This window comes from Pseudomonas sp. JL23 (assembly GCF_056933585.1).
Genome location: NZ_CM167795.1, coordinates 5,224,029 through 5,243,079 on the forward strand (window position 1 = coordinate 5,224,029; position 19,051 = coordinate 5,243,079).

Sequence of the window (19,051 nt, forward strand, 5' to 3'; positions counted from 1 at the left end):
TAATACTTCCTCAATTAAACCAATACGCCGGACTGGCGCAGGGCCTGACGCAGCGGTTCGTGGCAGGGTTCGCTGAGCCAGGTGAGCGGCAGACGGATACCGTCCGGCATCATGCCCATTTCATGCAGAGCCCATTTCACGGGAATAGGGTTGGATTCGATAAACAGGGTTTTATTGAGCGGCATCAGTTTTTCGTGGATCGCCCGGGCGGTGACGGCATCACCCCGCATGGCAGCGGCGCACAGATCGCTCATGGCGCGCGGCGCGACGTTGGCAGTCACGGAAATGTTGCCCTTGCCGCCCAGCAGGATCAGCTCGACCGCCGTGGCGTCGTCACCGGAGTAAACCAGGAAGTCGCTGCTTACGCCTGCCAGGATATCCTTGGCGCGCTGCAGGTCGCCCGTGGCTTCCTTGATGGCGATGATATTTTTCACCGTGGACAGACGGATCACAGTCTCTGCCTGCATGTCACAGGCGGTACGGCCCGGCACGTTGTAGAGGATCTGCGGGATGTCGACTGCTTCGGCGATGTGCCGGAAATGCTGGTACAGGCCTTCCTGGGTCGGCTTGTTGTAGTACGGAGTCACCAGCAGGCAGGCATCGGCACCGGCATTCTTGGCATTGGTGGTCAGTTCGACGGCTTCGCGCGTCGAATTGGCCCCTGTGCCGGCGATGACCGGAATGCGCCCTGCTACCTGGGCGACCACGCGACGGATCACTTCGATGTGTTCATTGACATCGAGAGTGGCCGATTCACCTGTAGTGCCAACGGCAACAATGGCGTTGGTGCCCTCTTGCAGGTGAAAGTCCACCAGTTTGCTCAGGCTGTCCCAGTCAAGACGACCCTGTGCATCCATTGGTGTGACCAGTGCCACCATACTGCCCGCAATCATGCAACCGCTCCTGCCGGAAAAAGAGAGCGGTAATGGTACTGGCGCCATCGGCCTTGTACAAGCGAAGTACCGTGCTCTGAGCATTCCCCTGAGCGATGGTTTTCGCTACCCTTCGTTCTTTGATTGGTACGGGTCATCTGTCGGCCTCGTTCAATCGATCGTTTCTACTGCCGCAATCCCCGTCCCAGCGCTGTCTGCGCGCCATTTCCAGGCGATCAGGCGGTAGCGGTCGTGGCGGATTTCCAGCAACGGCGATCAACGAACGACTCACGCAAGCCCGCTTACGTACCGACCACTCATCGCTTAGGAATGCTGCATGTCGTCCACCCCCACAGTCCGCGAACAATTCCTTGTCATCAGTGCCCTCGGGGCCAACCCCATGGAGCTGACCAACGTGCTGTGCCGCGCCAGCCACGAGAGCCGCTGCTCAGTGGTCAGTTCGCGTCTGACCCGCCATGGCGAGTACAGCGCTCTGATCCTGCAGGTTTCCGGCAGTTGGGACGCTCTGGCCCGCCTGGAAGGCAGCCTGCCGAGCCTTGGCAAGAAACACACCTTCACCATCAGCGTCGTGCGCAGCGCCACCCTGGAAAGCCGTCCCGAGGCCCTGCCTTACGTGGCTTATGTCAGCTCCGCGTATCGTCCGGACATCATCAATGAGCTCTGCCAGTTCTTCATGGATCACAATGTCGAACTGGAAAACCTGATCTGCGATACGTATCAGGCGCCGCAGACCGGCGGCACCATGCTCAACGCGACTTTCACCGTCACCTTGCCTGCCGGGACCCAGATCAGTTGGCTGCGCGATCAGTTCCTCGATTTCGCCGATGCGTTGAACCTCGACGCCCTGATCGAACCCTGGCGCCCACAAGCTCCCATGTAAGGAATCGTCATGGCTGTTGCCGTCGATCACCCCGTAGTCAATTTCGAAGCACCGGCCACTGGCGGCCAGACCGTCAGCCTGTCAGCCCTCAAGGGCCAGCAGGTAGTGATCTATTTCTATCCCAAGGACAGCACGCCGGGCTGCACCACCGAAGGCCAGGGCTTCCGCGACCATTACGCGCAGTTCCAGGCGGCCAATACGCTGATCTACGGGGTGTCCCGTGATGGCATCAAGTCCCACGAGAACTTCAAGGCCAAGCAAGAATTCCCCTTCGAGCTGATTTCCGACAAGGATGAAGCCGTCTGCCAGCTGTTCGACGTGATCAAGCTGAAGAAGCTGTACGGCAAGGAATACATGGGTGTGGACCGCAGCACCTTCCTGATCGACACCGATGGCGTGCTGCGTCACGAATGGCGCGGGGTCAAGGTGCCGGGCCATGTGGCCGAGGTACTGGCCAAAGCTGAGGCCTTGAACAAGGGCTGAGCAGATTAAGGCACAATTCGTAGGACCGGCTTCAGCCGGGAGGGCGCCCTCCCGGCTGAAGCCGGTCCTACGGATTCTTTTCCAGCCTTTTACAAAAGCGGTGCCACAGAAGGCTCATTCCTCGGCCAGGCATCCAGCACCGCCTTGAACAGTGTTGCCAGGGGAATCGCAAAGAAAATCCCCCAGAAGCCAAATAACCCGCCAAACAACAGCACTGCGCAGATGATCGCCACAGGGTGCAGATTCACCGCTCCGGCGAACAGCAGCGGCACCAGCACGTTGCCGTCGAGCATCTGGATGATCCCGTATACCGCCATCAAATAGATGAACTGGTCGCTCCAGCCCCACTGGAAAAGCGCAATCAGGGTGACTGGCACCGTCACCACTACCGCGCCGACATAAGGCACCACCACCGACAGGCCGACCAGCATCGCCAGCAGCGCCGCGTAATTCAGGCCCATGGTGACGAATGCGATATAGGTCACCCCACCGCACAACACGATCTCGATGACCTTGCCGCGTATGTAGTTGGCGATCTGCCGGTTCATTTCCTGGGCTACCCGGGTGATCAGCGTGCGCTCGCGAGGCAGGTAGCCGACGACCCAGCGGGCGATCAGGTGACGGTCCTTGAGGAAGAAAAACACCAGAATCGGCACCAGCACCAGATAGATCATGACGTTGACCAGCATCGGCAGGCTCGACAGGGAAAAGGTCAGCGCCAACTGGCCGAACTTGCCGATCTCGCCCCTGGCCACTTCAATGGCGTGCAGTACCTGCTCGTCGGAAACCAGATGCGGATAGCGCTCAGGCAGCAGCAACAACAACGACTGCCACTTGATCAGCATGCCCGGCAGTTCATTGAACAGGGTGATGACCTGATGCCAGAGCAACGGCACCAACACCAGCATGATCACCGCCAGCACGCCCATGAACAGCATGAACACCAGACCGACGGCGCCGGACTCAGGCACCCGCATACGCTCCAGCAGGTTGACCATCCCCTGCATCAGGAACGCCAGGACCATCCCGGCCAGTACCGGTGCCAGCATACCGCCGAGTTTCAGGACTACGGTAAAGGCCACGACCAGCAAGACTGCGAGCACCACCGCTTCTTCATCGGAGAAGTAGCGATGCACCCAGTCGCGAAGCACCTTGAACATCAAAAATCCTTTTCACAGAGAAATTAATCAGGCTTTGCGCAACCAGTAGCGATAGACCCCGGCTTCGACCTGTTCATGTAACAGTGTGTGTCCCGCCAAACGGGCAAACGTACGGAAATCGCGTTGGGAACCGGCATCGGTGGCGGTCACCTTGAGCACCGCGCCGCTGCTCAGGCGATTGAGTTCCATCTTGGCCTTGAGCAACGGCAGCGGGCAGTTCAGCCCACTGGCATCGAGCTCCGCGTCGCACACAGCGGGACAGGCTACAGCGTCAGACATCATTTCTCTCCGGGCAGGCACATTGGATTGCACCTGAATCAGCAGTTCATACACAGCCGCCAGAATACCCGACTCTGGTCAGCAAGCCATGCAGACAGCTACAGTAAGGGCTTTCTGCCTCTCGAGCTTCATGCATGAAATTCCTGCGCCCTACCCTGCTGACGCTTGCCTGCCTGCTCTCGGTGCCCAGTTTCGCCATTGATCTGCCCGCATTGGGCGATGCCAGCTCCGCCATTGTCTCCCCTGAACAGGAGCACTCCCTGGGCCGTGCCTGGCTGGCGATGCTGCGCAGCCAGGTGGCGCAGTTATCCGATCCGATCCTCAAGGACTACGTCGAGACCTCCGTCTATCGTCTGGCCGAAACCAGCCAGGTGCAGGACCGACGTCTGGAATTCATCCTGATCAACAGCCCGGAACTCAACGCCTTTGCCGCTCCCGGCGGAATTGTCGGCGTCAACGGAGGGCTGTTTCTCAACGCTCAGACCGAAGGCGAGTACGCCTCGGTACTGGCCCACGAACTGGCGCACTTGTCGCAACGCCACTTCGCCCGTGGCGTCGAGGCCCAGCAGCGCATGCAGGTGCCGGTCATGGCCGCCCTGCTGGCAGGGGTAGTGATGGCCGCCGCCGGGGCAGGTGATGCCGGTATCGCGGCGATTGCCGGTTCCCAGGCGGCCGCGATTCAGGAGCAGCAGCGCTTCTCCCGGCAGAACGAACAGGAAGCCGATCGGGTCGGCATCATGAACCTGGAAAAAGCCGGTTACGACCCACGCAACATGCCGACCATGTTCGAGCGTCTGGCCCGCCAGTACCGCTACAACAAGACCCCACCGGAATTCCTGCTGTCCCACCCGGTCACCGAATCGCGTATCGCTGACACCCGCAACCGCGCCGAACAGGCCAAGCCCGGCGGCAAGGAAGACAGCCCGCTGTATCAGCTGATGCGTGCGCGTATTGCCCTGTTCTACGAAGAAACCCCGGGCATCGCCGCACAGCGTTTCCGCGCACAGCTGACCGAGAACCCCAAGGCTCCGGCCCCGCGCTACGGCCTGGCCCTGGCCCAGATCAAGGCCGGACAGCTCAACGAGGCACGGGAAGAGCTCAAGCCATTGCTGGCCGCAGAACCCAATAACATCACCTACAACCTGACCCAGATCGACCTGGACATCACCAATAACCGCCTGCCCGATGCATTGAAACGCGTCGAGCACATGCTCGATATGTACCAGGACAACTACCCCCTGCGTCAGGCCCGTATTGACGTGCTGCTCAAGCTCAACCGCAACGCCGACGCCGAAAAAAGCCTCGACAGCCTGCTCAAGAGCCGCCCAGACGACCCGGATGTCTGGTACCTCGTCGCCGAAACTCGTGGTCTGAATGGCAACACCATTGGCCTGCACCAGGCCCGCGCCGAATACTTCGCGCTGATGGGCGACTACCGCCAGGCCATCCAGCAACTCGACTACGCCAAGCGCCGGGCCAACAACAACTTCCAGCTGGCATCCCGTATCGATGCGCGGCAGAAGGACCTGATGGATCAGGAGCGGGCGGTCAAAGAGATGATGAATTGAGACTGTCGTGACACCCTGTGGGACCGGCTTTAGCCGGGAAAGGGCCAGTACATCCAACACGGTTTTTTAACCAGAGTGGCCTCTTCCCGGCTGAAGCCGGTCCCACAAAACGCCGCCCGCGCAGAAAGTGTTCACTGATCGAACACTTTCCCATCTGCCCCTCCCGTTCTTGATTGACAGAAATTAACCATCCAGTACATTTTCTCCAAAGCTATAACAATGGAGAAAAAACCTGATGCCTCGTACCCTCCTGGTGCTCAACGGTCCCAACCTGAACCTGCTCGGCAGCCGTGAGCCCGCCACCTACGGCTACGAAACCCTGGCCGATATCCAGGCGCTGTGCAGCCGCACCGGTGACGCTCTGGATCTGAATATCGAATTCCAGCAGACCAATCATGAAGGTCAACTGATCGACTGGATTCACCAGGCCCGCGGCCGCGTTGCGGGTATCGTCATCAACCCCGCCGCCTGGACCCATACCTCGGTCGCCATTCGCGATGCGTTGGTCGCCAGCGAAGTGCCCGTCGTCGAAGTGCACCTGTCCAACGTGCACAAGCGCGAAGAATTTCGTCACCACTCATTTGTCTCAGGTATTGCCGTCGGTGTGATCTGCGGCCTGGGCAGTAACGGCTATCGGATGGCCATCGAACACTTTGCCCATCTACTCAAGGCCTGATCCCATGTCCAAGACTCCCTCCATCCTCGCCGGCCTGATCGGCGCCGGCATCCAGGCCTCGCTGACGCCGTCCATGCATGAACAGGAAGGCGATGCCCAAGGTATCCGCTACCTGTATCGCCTGATTGATCTGGACATATTGAAACTGGACAGCAACAACCTTGAGGAACTGCTGGTGGCCGCCGAGCGCACGGGTTTTACCGGGTTGAACATCACCTTCCCTTGCAAGCAGGCGGTTATCCCGTTGCTGGATGAGCTGTCCCCGGAAGCCAGCGGCATTGGCGCGGTGAACACCGTGGTGTTCAAGGATGGTCGGCGCATCGGCCATAACACCGACTGCCTGGGCTTTGCCGAGGGCCTGCGCCGTGGCCTGGGTGATGTTGGCAAAGGCCGGGTGGTACAAATGGGTGCGGGCGGTGCTGGCGCGGCAGTGGCCCATGCCCTGCTCAAGGAAGGTGTCCGGCAGCTACAGATTTTCGACGTCGACGCCGAACGCGCTCGCGGCCTGGTCAACAACCTCAACCAGCATTTCAACGGCAGCCCGGCCCAGGTCGGTCTCAACCTGGCGACAGCCCTGGGCAGCGCCGATGGTCTGGTCAACACCACGCCCATGGGCATGGCCAAGCTGCCGGGCACGCCGGTGCCCAAGACCCTGCTGCACGGCGGGCTCTGGGTGGCGGAGATTGTCTACTTCCCGCTGGAAACCGAACTGCTGCGCGAAGCCCGGTCCCTGGGCTGCCGCACGCTGGATGGCGGCAATATGGCGGTGTTCCAGGCGGTCAAGGCGTTCGAGCTGTTCAGCGGTGCCAGTGCCGATGCCCGGCGCATGCTCGATCATTTCAGTCGGTTGACTGCCTGACAGCAACTTCCTGACTCATCCTGTAGGACCGGCTTTAGCCGGGAATATGCCTTCCCGGCTAAAGCCGGTCCCACAGATGTTTCAGGCCTGGATATAGCGCAACACCGACTCACAAATCACCTGTTTCTGCCGCTGTTTGATCTCCTGATCGGACAAATCGATCTGAAATATCTCGCTGAAGGTATGGCGATTGGACACGCGGTAGAAGCAGAACGAACTCATCAGCAAATGCACGTCGATGGCTTCGAGCCCCGGCCGGAAGACCCCCGCAGTTTCACCGCGGCGCAGGGTTTCGTCGAGCAGGTTGCGCACGTTGCCGCTCATCGAGCGAATGTTGGTCGATTGCTTGACGTTCTCGCCGTAGTGAATGTTCTCGATGCAGACGATGCGCACGAAATCCACGTTGCTGTCGTGGTGATCGAACGTGAACTCCACCAGGCGTTGAATCGCCGCCCGAGGTTCCAGCGCGCCCAGATGCAACTGGGCCTCGGTCTGGCGAATATCGCCGTAGAGTTTCTCCAGCACCTCAACGTACAGCTGCTCCTTGCTGTTGAAGTAGTAATAGATCATGCGCTTGGAGGTTTTCGTGCGTTCGGCGATGGCGTCCACCCGCGCTCCCGAAAGCCCCTGCTGGACGAACTCGGTAATCGCGGCCTGCAGAATGTCCTGACGGGTTTTTTCCGGATTGTTCTTGCGACTTTTGCGAGGCACTTCAAGGGAAGGCTCGGGAAGTTCTGCGGTCATGGTCATACAGCGCTCACGGCAAATAGACACGGTAGCGCTGATTATGGCCCTCGCCGCGTAACGAAGAAACCGGGCGGCGCAACTCTCCTTGCGCCGCCCGTTGCGCGGATCTACAAACGCGCCTGGGCAGCACCGCCGCTGCGTACCTTGGCCATGGCCGCCAGACGCACCGCCACGTTGGCCGCGCCGTAGCCGACATAACCGTTCTTGCGCTGCAACAGCTCGAAGAAGAATCGCCCTTCGAACGGCTCGGTATAGACATGAAACAGCTCACCGCCCTGGGCATCACGGTCATAGAGCACGTTGTAGTAGGCCAGTTCGCTCAGGTATTCGTCGTCAAAATCGAAGCGCGCCGCCAAATCGTCGTAGTAGTTGAGAGGGATCTGCAGCAGCGGTACGCCGGCGGATTTGGCCCGTTCGATCTCGGCGAACAGGTCCTCGCAGGCGAAGGCGATATGGTGCACGCCGGATCCGCGATAGCTGGATAGCGCGTGGGAAATCGCCGTATTGCGGTTTTCCGAAATATTCAGCGGCAGTCGCACCGAACTGCAGCGGCTGCGCACGGCGCGACTTTTCACCAGGCCGTAAGGGTCGGGCAGCACTACTTCATCATCCGCTTCGAAGTCCAGCAGGCTCTTGTAGAACAACACCCAGCTGTCCAGGCTCTCGGCAGGCAAGGCCATGGCCATATGATCGATGCGTTGCAAATGACCGCTTTGCTGCGCCTGGGGGTTAAGGATGAAGTCCGTCTCGTAGATGCTCTGCCCGGCGTCAGACTTGCCGATCAGGTAGATCAGACTGCCATCAGGCGCGCGCACTGCCGGAACCTCCCGCTCGTTGGGCCCGACCAGACCACGATAGGGCTGACCCTTGAATTGGCGGGCGCGTTCCAGTGCCTTGGCGCCATCATCAACCCGCAAGGCGGTGGCACACAGGGACGGGCCATGGGCCTCGAAAAAACCATGGGCAAATGAGTAAGGCTCGGCATTGAGGACGATATTGATATCACCCTGACGCATCAGGCTGACGTCCTTGGAGCGATGCTGCCCGGTCTTGGCAAAGCCCAGTCGCTCCAGCCAACCGGCGAGACGATTGCCTTGCTCGCCGTCCACGGCAAACTCGAGAAACTCGACGCCGTCATAGGCGCTGGCCGGTGGCGGCGCGAACAGCTGTTGCAGATCCACGGCTGGGGCCAGTCCCTGAGCGGCTTCGTCCTGCAGTCGGTTGCGGGTTTTCTCTTCCAGATACAGCAGCGAGCGCAAGCCATCGGCGGCATTGCTGCGGGTCGGCGCGGCGCGGAAGCCGTCGTTGAAGATCTCCAGTGACAATGGCCCCTTGTAGCCGCTGCGAATGATCGGCGCGAGAAAACCTGCCAGATCGAATTCGCCCTGGCCGGGGAAACAGCGGAAATGTCGGCTCCACTCCAGCACGTCCATGGCCAGGATTGGCGCGTCGGCCATTTGTACGAAGAAAATCTTGTCGCCGGGAATCTGCGCAATGGCGCTTGGGTCGCCCTTGAGCGACAGGGTGTGAAAGCTGTCGAGCAACACGCCCAGCGCCGGGTGATCGGCCTGACGCACGATGTCCCAGACCTGCTGGTAGGTATTTACATGCTGGCCCCAGGCCAAGGCTTCGTAACCAATGCGCAACTGGCGCGCCCCTGCCCGCTCGGCCAACAGCCGCAAGTCGTCGACCAGAATCTGCTGCTCGCCTATGGAGTCGGCGGAGGCATTGCTGCACACCAGCACCAGGTCGGTGCCCAGTTCCTGCATCAGGTCGAACTTGCGCTCGGCCCGTTCCAGGTTGCGTTGCAGGCGCTCGCGGCGGCAGCCTTCAAAGTCACGAAACGGCTGGAACAGCGTAATGGCGATGCCCAGATCGGCGCACATCTGCCGCACTTCCCGCGGGCTGCCCGCGTAATACAGCAGGTCGTTCTCGAAGATTTCCACGCCGTCGAATCCGGCAGCGGCAATGGCTTCAAGCTTTTCCGGCAGAGTTCCGCTCAAAGAGACGGTGGCAATCGAGCGCTGCATTGTTCAGCTCCTTTGTAGAGAAGGCCCGTCACGTTGAAAACGCCGAACCGGAGACGAATCAGGGGTAGAGGGATTATTGATGGGCACGGGGAAGCGGTAAATATATAGTGTACGAACTGGTTAGTTTTTTGTTCGATTATCGCCCAAAATAGCCTTTGGCGAATTGACGGTTTTTCTTGCGGTGCGCAACATCGACACCACCTTGCAGTGTCTCAGTGCAACATGAGCCGTATTTGGCAGTCGCCGAGACACGCAACAACCACCCAGCAGCAAACCAATAACAATTTCAAAAAACGGGTCCAAGCAGATGATTCAATCTCATAGCTCACCGCTGGAGACTAAACACGTCTCCCCCCATGCCGGCATCGGCGACAAGATCCGCGGCGCCATGGCCGTCGGCAAAACCCGCTGGGGCATGCTCGCTCTGGTGTTCTTCGCCACCACCCTCAACTACATCGACCGCGCTGCCCTCGGCGTCATGCAACCGATCCTCGCCGACAAAATGAGCTGGACGGCGATGGACTACGCCAACATCAACTTCTGGTTCCAGGTCGGCTACGCCGTGGGCTTCCTGCTGCAAGGGCGGTTCATCGACAAGGTCGGCGTCAAGCGCGCGTTCTTCCTCGCCGTGCTGCTCTGGAGCCTGGCAACCGGCGCCCACGGCCTGGCCACATCGGCAGTGGGCTTCATGCTCTGCCGCTTTATCCTCGGCCTCACGGAGGCGGCCAACTACCCGGCCTGTATCAAGACCGCGCGGACCTGGTTCCCCGCCGGTGAGCGGGCCTTGGCCACCGGTATTTTCAATGCCGGGACCAACGTCGGCGCCATGCTTACGCCTGCGTTGTTGCCGCTGATTCTGTCGGTCTGGGGCTGGCAGGGCGCATTCCTGTCCATGGCCGCGCTGGGCGTCGTCTGGCTGGTGTTCTGGAGCTTGAAGTACTACGCGCCGGAAGATCATCCGAGCGTCAAGGCCAGTGAACTGGAATACATCCAGCACGGCGCCGAGCCTGCGCAAAAAGGCGCGCCCCTGAGCCAGATCCTGCGCATGCGCGGCACTTGGGCCTTCGCCCTGGCCTATGCCATTACCGCGCCGGTGTTCTGGTTCTACCTGTACTGGCTGCCGCCGTTCCTCAATCAGCAATACAACCTGGGCATCAGCGTTTCGCAGATGGGTATCCCGCTGATCATCATCTGGCTGACCGCCGACTTCGGCAGCGTCGGCGGCGGCATCCTGTCATCCTGGCTGATCGGCCGCGGCGTCAAACCCATCACTTCGCGCCTGATATCGATGCTGATCTTCGCCTGTGCCATCGGCTGCGTCGTCTTCGCCGCCCATGCCAGTGGCCTGTGGATCGCGGTACTGGCCATCTCCCTCGGCGTCGGCGCGCACCAGGCCTGGACCGCCAATATCTGGAGCCTGGTGATGGACTACACGCCCAAGCACATGATGAGCACCGTGTTCGGCTTCGGCGGCATGTGCGCGGCCATCGGTGGCATGTTCATGACCCAGATCGTCGGTTATGTGCTGACCGTGACGCACAACAACTACACCGTGCTGTTCACCATCATCCCCGCCATGTACTTCATTGCCCTGACCTGGCTGTTCTTCATGGCACCGCGCAAGGTTCCAGAACTCGGCTGACCCCCGCTCAGGGGCCTGAACAGCAGGCCCCTGCAGAATGCTTACGTTCGCTAAAAATGTACGAACCAGTTAATTACTAATAAATACAAGAAAGGTCCATCGCAATGCCCTCATTCCTGACACGTCACCCACGTTTGCTTTCCGGCACCCTGGCCTTGGCCGCCGTCACAGGCGCTATCCCCCTGAACAGTCAGGCCGAAGGCTTTCTGGAAGACAGCAAAGCCACGCTTAACCTGCGCAACGCCTACTTCAACCGCAACTTCACCAATCCCGCCTACCCGTCGAGCCGGGCGCCGCAGAACTACGCCGAGGAATGGACGCAGAACTTCATTCTCGACGCCAAGTCCGGTTTCACTCAGGGCTGGGTCGGTTTCGGTGTCGATGTGCTGGGGCTGTATTCGCAAAAGCTCGATGGCGGCAAGGGCACCGGGGGCACGCAGTTGCTGCCGATTCACGATGACGGGCGCCCGGCGGACAACTTCGGTCGCCTGGGCGTGGCGCTCAAGGCCAAGGTCTCCAACACCGAACTGAAGGTCGGCGAATGGATGCCGGTGCTGCCGATCCTGCGTTCGGATGACGGCCGTTCCCTGCCGCAGACCTTCCGTGGCGGGCAGATCACCTCCAAGGAGATCGCCAACCTGACGGTCTACGGCGGTCAGTTCCGTGGCAACAGCCCGCGCAACGACGCGAGCATGGAAGACATGTCGATGAACGGCAAAGGCGCCTTCACCTCGGACCGTTTCAACTTCGGCGGCGGTGAATACAGCTTCAACGACAAGCGCACTCAGGTTGGCGTCTGGTACTCGCAGCTGGAAGATATCTACCAACAGGAATTCCTCAACCTGCTGCATAAACAGACCTTCGGCGACTGGACTCTGGGCGCCAACCTGGGCTACTTCATCGGCAAGGAAGACGGCCGCAAACTGGCCGGGGAAATGGACAACAAGACCAGCTATGCGCTGCTTTCGGCCAAGTACGGTGGCAGCACCTTCTACGTCGGCCTGCAACGCCTGACCGGCGACAGCGCGTGGATGCGGGTCAACGGCACCAGCGGCGGAACCTTGGCCAACGACAGCTACAACGCCAGCTACGACAACGCCCAGGAACGCTCCTGGCAACTGCGCCATGACTTCGACTTCGCGGTGTTCGGTGTGCCCGGCCTGACCCTGATGAACCGCTACATCAGCGGCGACAACGTGCACACCGGCACCATCACCGACGGCAAGGAATGGGGGCGCGAGTCGGAACTGGCCTACGTGTTCCAGAGCGGTACGTTCAAGAACCTCAGCCTGCGCTGGCGCAACTCCAGCATGCGTCGGGACTTCAGCACCAACGAGTTTGACGAGAACCGGATCTTTATCAGTTATCCGATTTCGTTGCTTTAAGCCTGCTTGCTGACTATGTGGGACCGGCTTCAGCCGGGAAGACTTTGGGGCAGACAATAGAAAGGTGTCGACCCTGCCTGTGCATTCCCGGCTAAAGCCGGTCCCATAGAATGAACTTGTTTCTGCTAGGCGTTACCCGCCAATTTCATCCGCGCCGCCTGGGTGAAATCCAGCATGCGCTGCAATGGCCGTACGGCATTGGGAATCAGCGCCGGGTCGACGAAGATCTCGTTGGTCCCCTGACGCAGGCACTGCAAAGTGCGTTCGAGGGTATTCATCGCCATCCACGGGCAGTGCGCGCAGCTGCGGCACGCTGCGCCGTTACCGGCAGTTGGCGCTTCGATAAAGACCTTGTCCGGACACAACTGCTGCATCTTGTAGAAGATGCCGCGGTCGGTGGCGACGATAAAGGTCTTGTTCGGCAGACGTTGGGCGGCGGCAATCAACTGGCTGGTGGAACCTACTGCATCGGCCAGTTCGATGACGTTTTCCGGTGACTCCGGGTGCACCAGAATCGCAGCGTCCGGGTATAGCGCCTTCATGTCTTCCAGCTGACGCGACTTGAACTCTTCATGAACGATGCAGGCACCGTCCCACAGCAGCATGTCGGCGCCGGTTTCGCGCTGGATATAACGACCCAGGTGCTTGTCCGGGGCCCAGATGATCTTCTCGCCGTTGTCCATCAGGCTCTCGACGATTTCCAGCGCACAGCTGGACGTCACCACCCAGTCAGCCCGGGCTTTGACTGCCGCCGAGGTATTGGCGTACACCACGACGGTGCGCTCGGGATGCTGATCGCAGAACGCCGCAAACTCATCCACCGGGCAACCCAGATCCAGAGAACAGGTGGCTTCCAGGGTCGGCATCAGGATGCGTTTTTCCGGGGTGAGGATCTTCGCCGTCTCCCCCATGAACTTGACCCCGGCCACCAGGACGGTACTGGCCGAATGGTCGCGACCGAAGCGGGCCATTTCCAGAGAATCGGACACACAACCACCGGTCTCCTCGGCCAGGGCCTGGATCACTGGATCGCAATAATAATGGGCAACCAACACGGCGTTTTGTGCCTTGAGTTCGGCAGCGATAGCTGCGCGATAGCCAGCCTCTTCTTCAGCCGTCAGCTCTTTGGGCTGCTTGGCATCGAGATGGGCCTGGACCAGAAGGCGTTCGGAAATCTTTGTCATTGTTCACTGGGCCTGAATGCGCACGGACGCGAAAGGCGCCAGTTTACACCTGAACAGATGGCAAATAACGCCCGCACTCAAGACCGCAGGTCATTCTCCCTGATGGAGCATGGCCTGAATTTGCTGTACTGATTCTTGTGTGCGCCTGGCCAGATTTCTCACCTCATCCGCCACTACAGCGAAGCCTCTGCCCTGCTCTCCGGCCCGGGCGGCTTCAATGGCCGCATTGAGCGCGAGCAGGTTAGTCTGCTCGGCCACGCTGCGAATCGCTCCGGCAACATTGGCGATCTTGCCGTATGTCGTCTTGATGTTGTCCTGCTCACGTACGCGCAGTGAATCGGCAGCCTTTTCGTCGCTGATATCGCGCACAGCGCCAATCACTCGCACCAGGACGCCATGCGCATCGCGCAGGCAACGCCCCCGCTCGCGATACCAGGTTTCCCCACGCTGTTTGTGACGCATGCGGTATTCAACGACATAGGCACTCTGATCGTTGCCTGCGGCGATGTAATCGCCAAAAACCTGCATCACGGTGTTCAGGTCGTCGGCATGAATGACCGCAAAGAAACTGTCCCAACCATCAGGGAACTCCTCGCGGCTATAGCCGATGAGATGACGAAATTGATCGGACCAGCGAATCACATTGTCCCCATGGTCCGCATTGCCATCGACCACGCTCAAGTCCCAGCAACCTTCGGTCAAGGTTTGTCGGGTCAGTTCCCAGGCCTGCTCATCCTGCTGCCAGCGCGAGCGCTCAAGGGCATGCGCCGCCGACTCAGCGCTTAACTGTTGCACGGTGCTTTCCAGCAACTGACAGCGACTCTCGGTATCGGCCAACTTCTCAACCAGCGCCTGATAGTGCTCATCACTGCAGACAGGCTCAGGCTTCAACGCATACTCGCTTAGCCGGCTCAGTCGTGCCTGCCATAGCTCGTTCAATTGATAAAAGGCCGCCAGCAACGGCGGGTGACGGATAAGGCGGGAGGTGGGAGGAATGACAAGTGGTTGTCCGGCCAGCAGTTGGCCCACCACAGACGAAAGATCACCCGCCAGCGCTTTGGCTGCATCGTTAAACCACATGGGCGACTTCTCCTGAAACGATCCATGCTTACGGTAGGGCAAAGCCTTGCGCGGGAAACTCTCCTTAAAGAGGTAGCTCTTTGGAGATAGGCTGAAATGGAATATGCCCATAAAAAATGATATAGATTATCATTAGCTTTTGACAACCATTACAGACAACCTCGATTATCGTCGTAAAAATGACGCCACCAATCACTCATACGAGTGAATCCGGATGAAGCATGGCAAAACGACATCCTTTTGTCGCCGAACTGTAAATATTTGCTGACATTCCCGATACAAACGGCATAGGATCGCCGTTATAGACCCCTCGCATCACTCATTCGAAGGTCTTCTCGACCCCCGTCGATACACCGCCAGCAGGACGCTCACCCGATACAGGACCCACCGCCGGAGCCATCCGCGCGGCGCGGATGACTACACCCCCGGTCCTGACAACAGGCCCTGACTGGATTGACGAAAGACATGACTCGACGCTGGCGCATTCTGCTCATAGCCCTGATCACCCTGTGCCTGGCCGCAGCGGCCGTGACCTGGTATCGCGCTGTTCAGAAAGCCGCTCGCAAGACGCCCGTGGTCGTGCTGGAAACCATCGATCATTCGACCTTGCCCGGCGGCTCGGCCCTGACCCAGGTGCTGCCGAAAAATCCGCCGCAGGCACGTATCGCCCTGGCAGTTACCGCCGATGCCCTGCTGTCCGATACCCAGTTGCAGAAATTGAGCCGCGACACCGCCGCACAGATTGTCCAGGTGGTGCTGCCGCAAGCCGACTGTTCGGTGCAGCAGCAAGTGTTTAACCAGGCCCTGGAAAAATTGCCGGGCGCGCCGACTGTCGTCGCCGGTATCGGCGCGGGCGGGACCCTGGCCTGGCATTGGCTTGCCGCGCAGAACAACGACAAGGCCGAAGCCATTTCCGTGGGCTTCAACCTGCAACACAACTGCGATATTCCCCTGCCCAAGCGTGCCGCTCATGGCCACTGGATGGTGTCCTGGCGTGACAGCCCGGATGAAAAACTCGCCGCCTTCGTCCATGACCAGCCCAACTCCAACAGCCGCCTGAGCAACAGCACTACCAACCTGACCAAAATGCTCTGCCGTGAACTGCGCCTGAAACTGATCGGCGAGAAAGCCGTCAGCAATGGCCTGGGCCATTCCATCGTCGAGCTGCCTGCGGCGCAACGCTCCGACACCGTGACTCTGTTCCTCTCCGGCGACGGCGGCTGGCGCGACCTGGACAAGGAAATGGCCGGGCATATGGCTGCCATGGGTTATCCGGTGGTCGGCATCGACGTGCTGCATTACTACTGGGAGCACAAGACCCCCGAAGAAACTGCCGATGATCTGGCCGACCTGATGCACAACTATCAGCAGAAATGGGGCACCAAGCGCTTCATACTCGCCGGCTACTCCTTCGGTGCTGATGTGATCCCGGCGGTGTACAACCGCCTGGACCCGGACGATCAGAACCGCATCGACGGCATCATCCTGCTGGCCTTCGCTCGCAGCGGTAATTTCGAGATCAATGTCAGCGGCTGGCTTGGCGCCGAAGGCAAAGAGGCCATCACCGGTCCCGAGATGGCCAAGCTGCCTGCATCGAAAGTGCTGTGCGTGTACGGCGTCAAAGAGAAGAAAAAGAGCGGCTGCACCGAGAACACCGCCGTCGGCGAAATTCTCTCGCTGCCCGGCAGCCATCACTTCGACCGAGACTACGAATCACTGGCCAGGCGCCTGGTCACGGCCATCGACAAGCGCCAGGGGCGCATCGCCGCTCAGTAAGCAGCCTCAGGATGCCGACGTGATACTCGCCAGGTCCGCCACCAATGTATCCAGTGTCGGGCGCATGAGCAGCGGCGCCGGGGCACCTTGTGGCGCCGCAAGACCAACGCGGTTATGCCAGATAGTCGGCAGCCCTAGCTTCTCGGTGCCGAACATGTCGTAGGCGGAACCGGCGACGAACACCGCATTCGCCGCAGCGATATCCAGCATCTCCAGGGCCAGACGATACGGCGCCGGATCCGGCTTATAGAAGCCCGCCTGCTCGGACGTGATGACCACATCGAACGGCACACCCAACAGATCTGCGGCCTGACGCCCGAGCTTCTCCGAGCAGTTGGTAACAATGCCCAGCTTGTAGTGCGGTTTCAGCGCCGCGAGCACGGCCCTGGCCTCGGGCCATGCCTGCAATTCGCCCCAGCGGGCTTCAAGCTCAGCCGCAGCCTGCCCACCCAATCCAACCTCGATTGCCGCTTCTTCGACCAGGGTTTCATAAGGTCGATAGCGGCCGCAGCCATAGGTTGCCCTGAGATAAGCCATGCGCCAGGTGCGACCCATTTCCTCGGATCCGGCGACGCTGTTCCACAGGGTCCAGGAGTCCAGCAAAGCGGTAAGCAGATCAAACAGCACCAGTTGTACAGGGTTGCTTGCGGCGTTATTCAACGTCATGTCGTCGGGTCCTGTTCAGGGTTAACGAATTTCAGCCACGGCGGTGATTTCCACCAGGGCACCGTGATGCAGCTCGCCGCAGGGAATGATTGCCCGCGCCGGCCGGTGCTCGCCCATCAAGGCGGCATAACGTACATTGACCGTCGGCCAGTACTTCACGTCAGTGATGAATATCTGCACGCTGACCAGCTTCGCCAGCGAGGTATCGGCGGCGTGCAACACCGTCTCGACGTTGGCCATGGCCTGGTCAAACTGCGTCTCGATACCGTCGGGAAAGGTGCCTGATGCTGGAACAAACGGCAGTTGACCGGAGACGAAGAGCAAATTCCCCGAGACCACGCCATGGGAATAATGACCGCCTGGAGCGGGGAGATTTTCTGAGGTGATTATTTTCATTAGGGTGCTCGACACTCTCTGCATTAACACACTTTTTGTGGGACCGGCTTTAGCCGGGAAAGCGATATTCAAGACGATAAATATGTACCGGATGTACCGGCCTCTTCCCGGCTAAAGCCGGTCCCACATCTATGAGTCAGCTGTTTCCTGTGCGATAGGATTACCAACCGGTAATACGCGACCAATATCCGACACTGCATCCCTCAGTCAGGACGTGATACCCCCCATGCTGGGCCGAGGTGGCGCAGGCATGGTTGGGCAGAATGCGCAGTTGCGTGCCCACGGGCAGCGCGCTGGCCGGGTCGAGGCTGCCAGAGCGCGAGGCGAGGATGCCGTGCTCCTGATTGGCCGCCGTGACGATCAGGTCGCCAATGGGCTGCCCGGCCAGGTCGCAGACAATACCGTAGCCCTGATCCACCGCCTGTTTGGCCGTGCCGCGATCACGGGACAGCGCCATCCAACCGGCATCGACAATGGTCCAGCCCTTTTCCGGCTGATGGCCGATCACCGTGGTCAGAACCGATACGGCGATGTCTTGCACCTGACATACGCCAAGTCCGGCCATGACCAGGTCGAAGAAGGCGAACACCCCTGCCCTGACCTCAGTGATGCCGGACAAATCCTGAGTAAATAGTGCCGTGGGGGTCGAGCCGACGCTGATGATCGACAGTGCGAAACCCGCCTCCTCCAGCAAACGCGCAGCGTCAACCACGGCGGCACGTTCCTGACGGGCGAAGGCTTCGATTTCGCCGATGCTGCGGCTGTCGTAGGAATTGCCCGCGTGGGTCATCACGCCGCTGACCGTGACGCCACTGCCCTGTAACAACCGGGCAATCTCCACTAACAGCGGCGAGTGCGGCGGGATGCCCGAGCGATGACCGTCGCAATCCACTTCCAGCAGCACCTCGAAGACCGCCCCATTGGCGCGGGCAAAATCAGCCAGCAGCCGCGCGCTGTCCAGGTTATCCAGCACCAGTTTCAGCGCCGCGCCCTGTTCGATCAGGCGCGCTGCATGGGCGAATTTGTTGGGAGCGATGCCGACGCCGTAGAGGATGTCGGTAAATCCGGCGGCGAAAAAGAAGTCCGCCTCGCGCAGAGTCGACACCGTGATCGGCCCGCGCCCGTCAGCGAACAGACGCTCGGTCACCTCCAGGGATTTATGGGTTTTGACATGGGGCCGCAACGTCACGTTGAACGGCGCCAGCTTGTTGCGCATGCGCCGGATGTTGCTGTCGAGGCGTTCGAGGTCGAGGAGCAGTGCGGGGGTTTCGAGTAAGTCATGCATGTGTGTGTTCTCCGGTAATGGCGCTATTCTAAGCCGCTAAAACCGTTGTGAACTTTAACCTC

The 19,051-nt window shown here is 60.0% G+C and carries 17 protein-coding genes and 2 pseudogenes; 8 read left to right on the forward strand and 11 right to left on the reverse strand.

Annotated features, from left to right (window positions below; genetic code table 11):
• Nucleotides 1-14: 14 nt before the first annotated feature.
• Nucleotides 15-893: a 4-hydroxy-tetrahydrodipicolinate synthase gene (gene dapA / locus AC1Z24_RS24075; protein ID WP_259102682.1), complete on the reverse strand. Its 879-nt coding sequence runs from the start codon at nt 891-893 to the stop codon at nt 15-17.
• A gap of 316 nt (nt 894-1,209) precedes the next feature.
• Here dapA and AC1Z24_RS24080 point away from each other — a divergent pair, with 316 nt between their 5' ends.
• Entirely contained in the window at nt 1,210-1,773 is a 564-nt protein-coding gene (locus tag AC1Z24_RS24080) for a glycine cleavage system transcriptional repressor (protein ID WP_259102683.1), read from the forward strand.
• A 9-nt stretch (nt 1,774-1,782) separates the two neighbouring features.
• Entirely contained in the window at nt 1,783-2,256 is a 474-nt protein-coding gene (locus tag AC1Z24_RS24085) for a peroxiredoxin (protein ID WP_483743006.1), read from the forward strand.
• Nucleotides 2,257-2,345: 89 nt separating this feature from the next.
• Here AC1Z24_RS24085 and AC1Z24_RS24090 read toward each other — a convergent pair whose 3' ends face one another.
• Together AC1Z24_RS24090 and AC1Z24_RS24095 are read right to left on the reverse strand one after the other, a co-directional pair.
• On the reverse strand, nt 2,346-3,416 hold the full coding sequence (locus tag AC1Z24_RS24090) for an AI-2E family transporter (protein WP_259109642.1): 1,071 nt from the start codon (nt 3,414-3,416) through the stop codon (nt 2,346-2,348).
• A 27-nt stretch (nt 3,417-3,443) separates the two neighbouring features.
• Nucleotides 3,444-3,695, reverse strand: a complete 252-nt coding sequence (locus AC1Z24_RS24095; protein WP_259109643.1) for a sulfurtransferase TusA family protein — start codon at nt 3,693-3,695, stop codon at nt 3,444-3,446.
• 134 nt (nt 3,696-3,829) lie between these two features.
• On the opposite strand from AC1Z24_RS24095, the gene AC1Z24_RS24100 reads away from it, so the two are divergent.
• The 3 genes from AC1Z24_RS24100 to AC1Z24_RS24110 all read left to right on the forward strand — a co-directional run bounded on the left by AC1Z24_RS24100 (nt 3,830) and on the right by AC1Z24_RS24110 (nt 6,798).
• Nucleotides 3,830-5,263 (forward strand): M48 family metalloprotease, encoded by a 1,434-nt coding sequence (locus AC1Z24_RS24100; RefSeq protein WP_483743007.1) that lies wholly within the window; start codon nt 3,830-3,832, stop codon nt 5,261-5,263.
• A gap of 235 nt (nt 5,264-5,498) precedes the next feature.
• Complete coding sequence (gene aroQ, locus AC1Z24_RS24105) at nt 5,499-5,939, forward strand: type II 3-dehydroquinate dehydratase (protein WP_483743008.1); 441 nt, start codon at nt 5,499-5,501, stop codon at nt 5,937-5,939.
• A gap of 4 nt (nt 5,940-5,943) precedes the next feature.
• Nucleotides 5,944-6,798 (forward strand): shikimate dehydrogenase, encoded by an 855-nt coding sequence (locus tag AC1Z24_RS24110; protein ID WP_483743009.1) that lies wholly within the window; start codon nt 5,944-5,946, stop codon nt 6,796-6,798.
• An 81-nt stretch (nt 6,799-6,879) separates the two neighbouring features.
• Here the strand turns inward: AC1Z24_RS24110 and AC1Z24_RS24115 are convergent, their stop codons facing one another.
• Together AC1Z24_RS24115 and quiC are read right to left on the reverse strand one after the other, a co-directional pair.
• Nucleotides 6,880-7,548, reverse strand: a complete 669-nt coding sequence (locus AC1Z24_RS24115) for a TetR/AcrR family transcriptional regulator (RefSeq protein WP_483743010.1) — start codon at nt 7,546-7,548, stop codon at nt 6,880-6,882.
• Nucleotides 7,549-7,652: 104 nt separating this feature from the next.
• Complete coding sequence (gene quiC / locus AC1Z24_RS24120) at nt 7,653-9,575, reverse strand: 3-dehydroshikimate dehydratase QuiC (protein ID WP_483743011.1); 1,923 nt, start codon at nt 9,573-9,575, stop codon at nt 7,653-7,655.
• 307 nt (nt 9,576-9,882) lie between these two features.
• Between quiC and AC1Z24_RS24125 the strand changes: the two genes are divergently transcribed.
• Complete coding sequence (locus AC1Z24_RS24125; protein WP_483743012.1) at nt 9,883-11,217, forward strand: MFS transporter; 1,335 nt, start codon at nt 9,883-9,885, stop codon at nt 11,215-11,217.
• 104 nt (nt 11,218-11,321) lie between these two features.
• The gene (locus tag AC1Z24_RS24130) at nt 11,322-12,602 is read left to right on the forward strand and encodes an OprD family porin (protein WP_483743013.1); all 1,281 of its coding nucleotides are present in this window, start codon (nt 11,322-11,324) and stop codon (nt 12,600-12,602) included.
• A gap of 125 nt (nt 12,603-12,727) precedes the next feature.
• On the opposite strand, the gene nadA is transcribed toward AC1Z24_RS24130, so the two are convergent.
• The 3 genes and pseudogenes from nadA to AC1Z24_RS24145 all read right to left on the reverse strand — a co-directional run.
• Nucleotides 12,728-13,786, reverse strand: a complete 1,059-nt coding sequence (gene nadA, locus AC1Z24_RS24135) for a quinolinate synthase NadA (protein ID WP_259109659.1) — start codon at nt 13,784-13,786, stop codon at nt 12,728-12,730.
• A gap of 99 nt (nt 13,787-13,885) precedes the next feature.
• Nucleotides 13,886-14,053: pseudogene (locus AC1Z24_RS24140) on the reverse strand (methyl-accepting chemotaxis protein); the annotation flags it as partial.
• Between the two features lie 132 nt (nt 14,054-14,185).
• A pseudogene (locus AC1Z24_RS24145) lies at nt 14,186-14,977 on the reverse strand (PAS domain-containing protein); the annotation flags it as partial.
• A gap of 354 nt (nt 14,978-15,331) precedes the next feature.
• Here AC1Z24_RS24145 and AC1Z24_RS24150 point away from each other — a divergent pair.
• Complete coding sequence (locus tag AC1Z24_RS24150; RefSeq protein WP_483743014.1) at nt 15,332-16,642, forward strand: virulence factor family protein; 1,311 nt, start codon at nt 15,332-15,334, stop codon at nt 16,640-16,642.
• A 6-nt stretch (nt 16,643-16,648) separates the two neighbouring features.
• Here the strand turns inward: AC1Z24_RS24150 and AC1Z24_RS24155 are convergent, their stop codons facing one another.
• The 3 genes from AC1Z24_RS24155 to AC1Z24_RS24165 form a co-directional block, all read right to left on the reverse strand.
• Nucleotides 16,649-17,308, reverse strand: coding sequence for an HAD-IA family hydrolase (locus tag AC1Z24_RS24155; protein ID WP_483743015.1), 660 nt, complete (start codon nt 17,306-17,308; stop codon nt 16,649-16,651).
• Between the two features lie 21 nt (nt 17,309-17,329).
• Nucleotides 17,330-17,704, reverse strand: coding sequence for a RidA family protein (locus AC1Z24_RS24160; RefSeq protein ID WP_483743016.1), 375 nt, complete (start codon nt 17,702-17,704; stop codon nt 17,330-17,332).
• Nucleotides 17,705-17,864: 160 nt separating this feature from the next.
• The gene (locus AC1Z24_RS24165; RefSeq protein WP_483743017.1) at nt 17,865-18,989 is read right to left on the reverse strand and encodes a DSD1 family PLP-dependent enzyme; all 1,125 of its coding nucleotides are present in this window, start codon (nt 18,987-18,989) and stop codon (nt 17,865-17,867) included.
• Nucleotides 18,990-19,051: the final 62 nt, after the last annotated feature.